The following is a 7,673-nucleotide window of genomic DNA, read 5'->3' as shown; positions in this document are numbered from 1 at the left end:
TTGCGGGCTCAGCTCCATCACCGCAAGCGCTAGCTAGGCTGCCGGCGGATGGCGTCAAGTTACAAGGGGTGTCACACGGCACAATAGCCAAAGCGAAGCCTTTACCGCAGTTCACTCCCAGCCCTCACCCAATCCTCCCCAAACCGCCGCAGCCCCGGCCCATCCCTGTCGAGCGCGAAATCCTCGAACCAGTCGCGATGCATGCCGGCGAGCATCGCGCCGATCATCTGGGCTGCGAGGTAGGAAAAGGTAATGCCATTGCCGCCGTAGCCGTAGGCTGCGAACACATGCGGCATCTCGGGCACCGGGCCGATCAGCGGCAGACCGTCGGCCGTCTCGCCGAAGGTTCCGCACCAGGCGTGGGCGACGCGCGTATCGGCTTTCGGCCATAGCCGCTGCACCTTCTCGCGAATTGCCGCGATCTTGGCCGGCAGCTTGTGGTCGCGCATTTCGGGATCGATTGTGCCATCATCCTCACCGCCAGCAACGATGCGGTTGTCGGCTGTCGTGCGCACGTACAGATAGGGGTGGTTGTCTTCCCAGATCAGCGCCCTGTCGCGCCAGAAATTTGCCGGATCCTGCGGTACGGTGGCGAATGCCCAGCTCGAACTGACGCGGTGCAGCTTCGGCATGTCGAAGCCTGGCATCGAATAGCCGGTGGCAAGGACGACATGGCGCGCCTCGATGGCGTGGCCTCCCTCCGTCTCAACTGTGACATGATCGCCTTCGCTGTGAAGCGCGGTGACGGACGCATTCACCAGCCGCGCGCCGCGCCGGACGGCCAACTCGATCAGTGCCCATGTCAGAAGCAGTGGATCGGCCTCCGCCGAACCCGGCGAATAGATCGCCCCATCCCGATCGAGCTCGAACTGGGTGAAGAGATCGGGATGTTCGAGATAGACGCCGGGCAGGCCGGCCCGACGGCGCAGTTGGCGCTCCTGCCGAAGATCGCGGGCGCCTTCTTGGTTGGCGGCGAGATAGAGCGTGTTGCGCGGCCGGAAGCCGCAGGCAATTCCGTTTGCAGCAATCAGCTTGGAAAGGCCGGCGACTGCGGCACCACTTCGGCGGTAGATGCCGGCGGCGCGCTCGAAGCCGTAATAATCCTCAAGCTCGGTCAGCGTGCTGTCGATTTCCCATTGCAGCATCGCTGTGCTCGCCGCGGTGCTGCCGAAACCGGGTTCCTCCCGGTCGATGATAACAACGGAAAAACCGCGCGCCGTCAGATGTTCGCCAACCAGTGCGCCGGTGATGCCGCCGCCGATCACGGCGATGTCGGCGGAAAAGCTCTGCTCGATCGGCCGCCATTCCGGCCGAATGCCGCTTTTGCCCCAGAGAGATCGACCGCTGACCATCTGGTCGTGATCGGATTCGTTGAGATCGAGATCAGACGCCACCAATATCTCCCCGGTTGTTCATTTCGGCAATTGCGGCTGCGGCTTTTCCTCGATTAGCAGTTCGTCGATGACAGTCATGACGATCAGCGACAGCGGCAGCGCCAGCATGGCGCCGACGGCACCCCACATCCATGTCCAGAACAGAATGGCGAGGAAGACGATGAAGGGATTGATTTCCAACCGCCGTCCCATCACCGCCGGGAAGATCAGGTTCTCCATGAGAAGATGCACGGTGAAGAAGGCTGCGGCCGGCATCAGCCCGGTGAGCAGGCTATCATAGGTGAGGATGCCGGTGATCGCGACGGCAAGCGTCATCAGCGTGATGCCGAGATAGGGAATGAAGCTCGACAGGAAGGCGAAGAAACCCCAGAGCACCGGCGCCGCCAGCCCACCGGCATAGGCGATGACCGTCATGACAACGCCGAGCCCGATATAGATCAGCGAGGCTGTGGCGAAATAGAAGCCGAGGACCTGCTCGACGCCATTGATGACGCGGATCGCCGCCAGGCGTTGCGTGCGAGTGCGGAAGGCCATGATGATCCCTTTGCGCAGGTTGACGCGGCTGGCGAGGAAGAGCAGCAGCGCCGCAAAGAAGATCATCCCCTGCACCAGTGCCGGCGTCAGGCTGGTGGTCACCACATGCAGCACATTGCCGGTATTTTCGATCAGCGCCCCGATCGACATCGGGCCGCTTTCGAATGTCGCCGGGGTGATATGCAGCCATTCGATGCGCTCGAGATAGGGCATGACGCGGTTGATAGTCCGCTCGGCGAAATCAGGCGCTTCATTTGCGAACGCCATAAGCGGGCCGGCAAGCGAGTTGATCAGCAGGAAGATCACCAGCGCGACGCAGCTTGACAGCAGGAAGGCATTGGCAAGCCGTGGCACACCCATCCTACTGAGTTTTTCCGCAGCCATGCCGAGGATCATGCCGACCACGACGGCAAGGGTGATCGGGATGAGGATCAGCGACATCATGTAGACGGCGGCAAGGCCGAGTATGCCGAAGATGCCGATGATCGCCCAGGCCATACTAATATCCAGCCCGTCCTTCTCAAGACGGTGCAGCGGCGCCGGCGGCAGCTCTTCGGCTGCCTCCTTTAGCGTTTGCGCCCAGGCGCTGGTGCGGCGTTCGCCGATCGCAATCTTGTTGGCCTGTTTGCGGATGCCATTGGCGATGCCCATGCGGTGAGGTCCCCGAAGCCCCATTGCTTCGTCACGGAAACGCGCCGCCGCGGTTCCGGTTCCCTGGAGGGGAAGGGCCATGCAGCAAGCCGCCCGCGGCACGGTTTTTGACGCGTTATTTTGCTCGCAACGCGTGAATATTTCAGCCGTTGGCGCTGCTCCGCACTTGGGTAATTACGCCGAAAGCGTCAGCCCGATCCCCCACGGATCCATCAGGAATGTGCCGCCGTCGCGCTTCTCGCTCTTGATTTCCAGTTCGTCGAGTTTGGAGATCGCCGCATCCAGTGTCGCCTTGTCGTTGAAGCGGACCTTGTAGTCCGAAAGTCCGGTCATGTTGGCGGCGCGTGCCGTTGCGCCGCGGCTGTTCCAGATATTGGCGGCGATATGGTGGTGATAGCCGCCGGTCGCAAAGAAGCTCGCGCCCGGACGGCTCGCCATCAGCTTGAGGCCGAGCACGTCACGGTAAAAGGCGTCGGCCTGCGGGATGTCGCCGACCTGCAGATGTAGGTGGCCAATTGCCGTTCCCTCCGCCATACCGCCCCAGCGCTCGTCCGGCGCGCTGTCATAGAGCGCCTGCAGGTCGAGGCGCAGCGTCGCCATCTCCACCATGCCGTCCTGTTGGAATTTCCATTGTCCGTGCGGCCGGTCGGCATAAATTTCGATGCCGTTGCCTTCCGGATCGGACAGATAGATCGCCTCGCTGACGAGATGGTCGGAAGCGCCGTCGAGCACGACATTGTTGTGTGCCGCATGCCGCAGCCAGCGCGCCAGTTCGACCCGATCCGGCATCAAGAAGGCGGTGTGGAAAAGGCCGGCGGCATTGCGCGGCGCGATCGCCGCATCTTTGGCCGTCGTCAACGTCAGTAGCGGCAGATCACCGACGCCCAGCACTTGCCCGCTTGCGGTCTTCTCGATGACCGTCAGGCCGAGCATCGACTGATAGAAGCCGGACACGAGGGCAAGGTCGCTCACGATGAGATGCGACTGGTCGATATAGGCGGGCCGCGTCAGCGCATAGGAAGTTTCGGTCGTCATGGATTGTTCTCCTGCCTCTGATCTGGCCTGTAGAATGGAAGGCGTTCCGGCGGTGGCGGCAAATGTGCCGCCCGCAGCAAGGCCGAGGAAGTTTCGCCGGTTCATTCGCCTCTATCTCCTCGGCTGCCGTACTTGATGCCTATATGGCGGATGGCGATTGTTCACAGAAGTCCCGTTTTTGACGATAAACTGTTGAGCAGGTGTTGACGATGACTTGCGCCCACTTGATCGCGGTCAAAGCGCTCATATCTTCTTTAGAGGATACTTATGCATCTCAGTCATGGAGGGAGCCATGTACAGGAAAATCATCGTCGCGATCGCGCTCGGCGGCATCGAAAAGGGAGAACAGATCCTCCGCAAGGCCGCGTCCTTGCTCGACGACGGCGGCGAGATCGTCGCGCTCAATGTCATCGAGGATGTGCCGACCTATGTCGCGATCGAACTGCCGGCCAACATGGTCGAGGATGCCATGCAGGACAGCCGCGATAAGCTCAACGCGCTGATCGCCACGACCGGCATTGCGGCAACCGTCGAGGTCCGCAACGGCCCGCCCGCCAAAGCGATTATCTCGACTGCCGAAAGCCACAGAGCCGATCTCATCATCGTCGCTTCGCATGTTCCGGATTTTTCCAATTACTTCATCGGCGCCACCGCCGACCGGGTCGTGCGCCACGCCAAATGCTCGGTGCTCGTCGACCGGCAAAAGATTTGATCGGGCAGCCGCCTCGCTGCCGAACAGCCTGTCACGAAGATTTACCGCCGGTGCGCTTTGCCGCAGTTGCGTGCCCGTCGGTTCGATGCGACGATTGCAATCGGGGTCCAAAACGGATTGGCGTGCATGGCCGAGTTCAACGGTGTTCGCTGGGCTTACGACAAATATGAACTGATCGCCGACGGCATCGTCCATGGCGTCGGTCTCGTGCTGGCGCTGATCGGCGCCACCGTGCTGATCTTCTATGCCACGCTCTGGAGCTCCTACGGCGCGCTCGCCGCCGCCTGGATCTATGGCGTCGGGCTGGTGCTGACGCTCGCCATTTCCTTTTCCTACAATGCCTGGCCGGTCTCGCGCACCAAATGGTATCTGCGCCGCTTCGATCATTCGGCGATCTTCCTGCTGATCGCCGCCACCTACACGCCCTTCCTCGAACGCGGCGCCGACGATCCGCTACTCCTCTTCATGCTGGTGGCGATCTGGCTGTTCGCCGCTGCCGGCATTGTTCTGAAATGCGTCTTTCCCGGTCGTTACGACCGTCTTGCTATCCTGCTTTACCTCGCCATGGGCTGGAGCGGTGTGCTGGTGGCCGGCCCTGTCGCCGCGCGTATTCCCTCCGCCTCGATGCTGCTGATAGTCATCGGCGGCGTCATCTATTCACTCGGTGTCATCTTCCATGTCTGGGAAAAGCTGCGCTTCCAGAACGCCATCTGGCACGGTTTCGTCGTCACCGCCGCAGCGGTGCACTATTCGGCCGTCTTCACCTGTTTCAGCCTGTCGGCGCCGGGCGTCTGACACAAGCTGTTTCCCGAAGCCGCCGTTTACATCTTCGGAAGCGGGGCGTATGCCTTCCCGGCAGTCAATTCGAGCCGGGCAATCATGACAGACGCCGTTCTCCTCCGCGACGCCAGCGAAGCCGATCTTTCCGCCATCCGCGATATCTACAATCACGCCGTCGAACACACGACGGCGATCTGGAACGATACGCTGGTCGATCTCGACAACCGGCGGGAATGGATGAAGGCGCGCAAGGCGCGCGGCTTTCCGGTCATCGTCGCCGAACTCTCGGGCAAGGTCGCGGGCTACGCCTCCTACGGCGATTGGCGGGCCTTCGACGGCTATCGCCACACGGTCGAACATTCCGTCTATGTCGATAAGGATTGCCGCGGCACCGGCATCGGCGAGCGTCTGATGCGCGAACTGATCGTCCGTGCCGCGGCCGGCAATATCCATGTGATGATCGCCGGCATCGAGGCCGAGAACACCGCCTCGATCCGGCTGCATGAAAAGCTCGGTTTCCGCATCGCCGGCAGATTTTCCGAGGTCGGCACCAAATTCGGCCGCTGGCTTGATCTCACCTGTATGGAGCTCCGCCTGCCTGCGGCCGATCCGGCAAGCTCCGGCAACCCTTTGTGAAGGGCGCTCGCCATCTTTTTATTGTAGTCTGAGCTGTGTAAGAAAATGGAGGCAGCCTGCTTCGCGGGAGGCCTCAGAATGGTATGGAGGTGAACAGTTCAATGGCAATGCACGGATCGTCGCTCGGTCTCCTCGCCCTCGTCCTTCTAGCATTTCCGCCGGTCGCTGCCCGGGCCGCCGATTGCGGCAGCCTGGCCTCACCGAAGCTCGACTGGCAGGAATGCACCAAGAAGAACTTGATGCTGCAGGGCAGTGATCTCGAAGGCGCCAACCTCGTTGGCACCGATTTCTCGCTGACCGATCTTGCCGGCGCCAACGTCAAATCCGCCAATCTCGAGAAGGCAACGCTGGTGCGCGCCTCGCTCGAGGGCGCCCACGCCGAAGGCGCCAGCTTCGCCAAGATCGAAGCCTATCGAGCCAGCTTCGCCAATATCATCGCCGAAGGCGCTTCCTTCGCCGGCGCCGAGCTGCAGCGAGCCAATTTCGCCGGCGCCAGGCTTGCCGGAGCGAGCTTCGAAAAAGCCGAACTCGGCCGTGCCGATTTCGACAAGGCGGTGCTGACGGGCACGAAATTCTCTTTCGCCAATCTCTCCCGTGCCGATCTCTCCGGCGCGAGCTTCGAAGGCCCGGCGATGTTCGAGCGCGCCTTCATGTTCCTGACCCGCATCGAAGGCCTCGACCTCTCGGCCGCATCCGGCCTCGAACAGGCCCAGATCGACCTCGCCTGCGGCGACACCTCGACCAAACTCCCGGCCGGCCTGTCGGCGCCGACGAGCTGGCCGTGCCCTGTCGAGCATGAATGATCGGGCAGACACGGGTTGCCCCGCTCCCCATTAAAACGAGAGAGGGGACGGATGCTTATGCTTTCTCCGAGGTGTAGAGGTGGAATTCCACCTTGCATCCATCTGAGCCCACGGCCTTGAAGAATGTTTCCCGCCGCCGATGCACCCGCTCCGCGACCCGTTGCGAGCGCATATTATCCGGCCTTACGATGGAGACGATGCGCGCCAGACCGAGCGTACCGAGCGCGTGGTCCCGGCAGGCGGCGGCCGCTTCGGCCGCGTAGCCCTTGCCCCAATGGTCGCGCCACAGGTGGTAGCCGATCTCGGGTTCCAGCCCTGCGGAGGTTTCCTGCAACGTGATGCCGCAATCACCGAGCAAGGCGCCGCTCTGTCGGTCGGTCACGGCCCAGAGACCAAAACCGTGACTGCCATAACTGTCGAAGGCGAGCCGCTGAAACCAGCGCGCGGTCTCGTCGAAGCTCTTTATCCCCGGATAATAACGCATGCATTCGGCATCGCTGAAAATGCGGTGGAGAAACGGGAGATCGGCAGGCGTGATCTCCCGTAGTGTCAGCCGGTTGGTATGGAGGATGATATCGCGCGCCATTGACCTCTCTCCTGCGAGATCGGCCACTTGCCGACTCCTGCGCCGTGCGCCTATTCCCCTGCCTCAAACACCATGGAATGGCCGTTGATGCAGTAGCGCAGGCCGGTCGGCGGCGGGCCGTCGGGGAAGACGTGGCCGAGATGGGCTTCGCAGCTACCGCAGCGGATTTCGGTGCGCACCATGCCGAAGGCAGTGTCGCGATGTTCGGTCACCGCATCGGACGAGACGGCTTCGAAATAGCTCGGCCAGCCGCAGCCGGCATCGAATTTCGTGTCGGAGCGGAAAAGCGGGGCATTGCAGCCGACACAGCAGTAAAGCCCGGTCTCGAAGGAATCCCAGTAGGGCCCGGTGAAGGCGCGCTCGGTGCCGTGCTGGCGGGTGATGCGGTATTGCTCTGGGGTGAGTTGCTCTTTCCATTCCGCGTCGGTCTTGTGGATCTTGGCGGTGGTTGCAGTGTCGGACATGCCATGCTCCTTTCGCCGAGGGGCGGTTCCGTTTCGCGAGAAAATGTGGTGCGCCGTCTCCGATTCATCAAGTCTTGA

The 7,673-nt window shown here is 62.0% G+C and carries 9 protein-coding genes; 4 read left to right on the top strand and 5 right to left on the bottom strand.

Features of this window, described 5'->3' with window-relative positions:
* Positions 1–101: 101 nt before the first annotated feature.
* The 3 genes from ATY29_RS12830 to ATY29_RS12820 all read right to left on the bottom strand — a co-directional run bounded on the left by ATY29_RS12830 (position 102) and on the right by ATY29_RS12820 (position 3,719).
* The gene (locus ATY29_RS12830; RefSeq protein ID WP_025415681.1) at positions 102–1,394 is read right to left on the bottom strand and encodes an NAD(P)/FAD-dependent oxidoreductase; all 1,293 of its coding nucleotides are present in this window, start codon (positions 1,392–1,394) and stop codon (positions 102–104) included.
* 18 nt (positions 1,395–1,412) lie between these two features.
* Positions 1,413–2,579: an AI-2E family transporter gene (locus ATY29_RS12825; RefSeq protein WP_097536510.1), complete on the bottom strand. Its 1,167-nt coding sequence runs from the start codon at positions 2,577–2,579 to the stop codon at positions 1,413–1,415.
* 174 nt (positions 2,580–2,753) lie between these two features.
* Entirely contained in the window at positions 2,754–3,719 is a 966-nt protein-coding gene (locus ATY29_RS12820) for a VOC family protein (RefSeq protein ID WP_025415682.1), read from the bottom strand.
* A 187-nt stretch (positions 3,720–3,906) separates the two neighbouring features.
* Between ATY29_RS12820 and ATY29_RS12815 the strand changes: the two genes are divergently transcribed.
* From ATY29_RS12815 to ATY29_RS12800, 4 genes are all read left to right on the top strand, one after another.
* Complete coding sequence (locus tag ATY29_RS12815) at positions 3,907–4,326, top strand: universal stress protein (protein WP_003569434.1); 420 nt, start codon at positions 3,907–3,909, stop codon at positions 4,324–4,326.
* 126 nt (positions 4,327–4,452) lie between these two features.
* Positions 4,453–5,121 carry a PAQR family membrane homeostasis protein TrhA gene (gene trhA / locus ATY29_RS12810; RefSeq protein WP_097536509.1) on the top strand — a complete coding sequence of 223 codons (669 nt, stop codon included), beginning with the start codon at positions 4,453–4,455 and terminating at the stop codon, positions 5,119–5,121.
* An 84-nt stretch (positions 5,122–5,205) separates the two neighbouring features.
* Positions 5,206–5,742, top strand: coding sequence for a GNAT family N-acetyltransferase (locus tag ATY29_RS12805; RefSeq protein WP_038573701.1), 537 nt, complete (start codon positions 5,206–5,208; stop codon positions 5,740–5,742).
* A 101-nt stretch (positions 5,743–5,843) separates the two neighbouring features.
* A complete protein-coding gene (locus ATY29_RS12800; RefSeq protein ID WP_025415685.1) occupies positions 5,844–6,545 on the top strand; it encodes a pentapeptide repeat-containing protein in 702 nt (233 codons plus the stop codon).
* Between the two features lie 55 nt (positions 6,546–6,600).
* Here the strand turns inward: ATY29_RS12800 and ATY29_RS12795 are convergent, their stop codons facing one another.
* Together ATY29_RS12795 and msrB are read right to left on the bottom strand one after the other, a co-directional pair.
* Positions 6,601–7,131, bottom strand: a complete 531-nt coding sequence (locus ATY29_RS12795) for a GNAT family N-acetyltransferase (protein ID WP_097536508.1) — start codon at positions 7,129–7,131, stop codon at positions 6,601–6,603.
* 50 nt (positions 7,132–7,181) lie between these two features.
* A complete protein-coding gene (gene msrB / locus ATY29_RS12790) occupies positions 7,182–7,595 on the bottom strand; it encodes a peptide-methionine (R)-S-oxide reductase MsrB (RefSeq protein WP_097536507.1) in 414 nt (137 codons plus the stop codon).
* Positions 7,596–7,673: the final 78 nt, after the last annotated feature.

The organism is Rhizobium hidalgonense (assembly GCF_002914525.1).
GTDB classification, from domain to species: domain Bacteria; phylum Pseudomonadota; class Alphaproteobacteria; order Rhizobiales; family Rhizobiaceae; genus Rhizobium; species Rhizobium hidalgonense.
The sequence above is the reverse complement of the archived record's forward strand: the minus strand, read 5'-3'. Positions and strand labels throughout refer to the sequence as shown.

Excerpts from the sequence above, each read along its gene's own strand:
- ATY29_RS12825 (WP_097536510.1), bottom strand. The coding sequence starts at position 2,579 with ATGGGCATCGCCAATGGCATCCGCAAACAGGCCAACAAGATTGCGATC.
- ATY29_RS12820 (WP_025415682.1), bottom strand. The coding sequence starts at position 3,719 with ATGAACCGGCGAAACTTCCTCGGCCTTGCTGCGGGCGGCACATTTGCC.
- ATY29_RS12815 (WP_003569434.1), top strand. The coding sequence starts at position 3,907 with ATGTACAGGAAAATCATCGTCGCGATCGCGCTCGGCGGCATCGAAAAG.
- trhA (WP_097536509.1), top strand. The coding sequence starts at position 4,453 with ATGGCCGAGTTCAACGGTGTTCGCTGGGCTTACGACAAATATGAACTG.
- ATY29_RS12805 (WP_038573701.1), top strand. The coding sequence starts at position 5,206 with ATGACAGACGCCGTTCTCCTCCGCGACGCCAGCGAAGCCGATCTTTCC.
- ATY29_RS12800 (WP_025415685.1), top strand. The coding sequence starts at position 5,844 with ATGGCAATGCACGGATCGTCGCTCGGTCTCCTCGCCCTCGTCCTTCTA.
- ATY29_RS12795 (WP_097536508.1), bottom strand. The coding sequence starts at position 7,131 with ATGGCGCGCGATATCATCCTCCATACCAACCGGCTGACACTACGGGAG.
- msrB (WP_097536507.1), bottom strand. The coding sequence starts at position 7,595 with ATGTCCGACACTGCAACCACCGCCAAGATCCACAAGACCGACGCGGAA.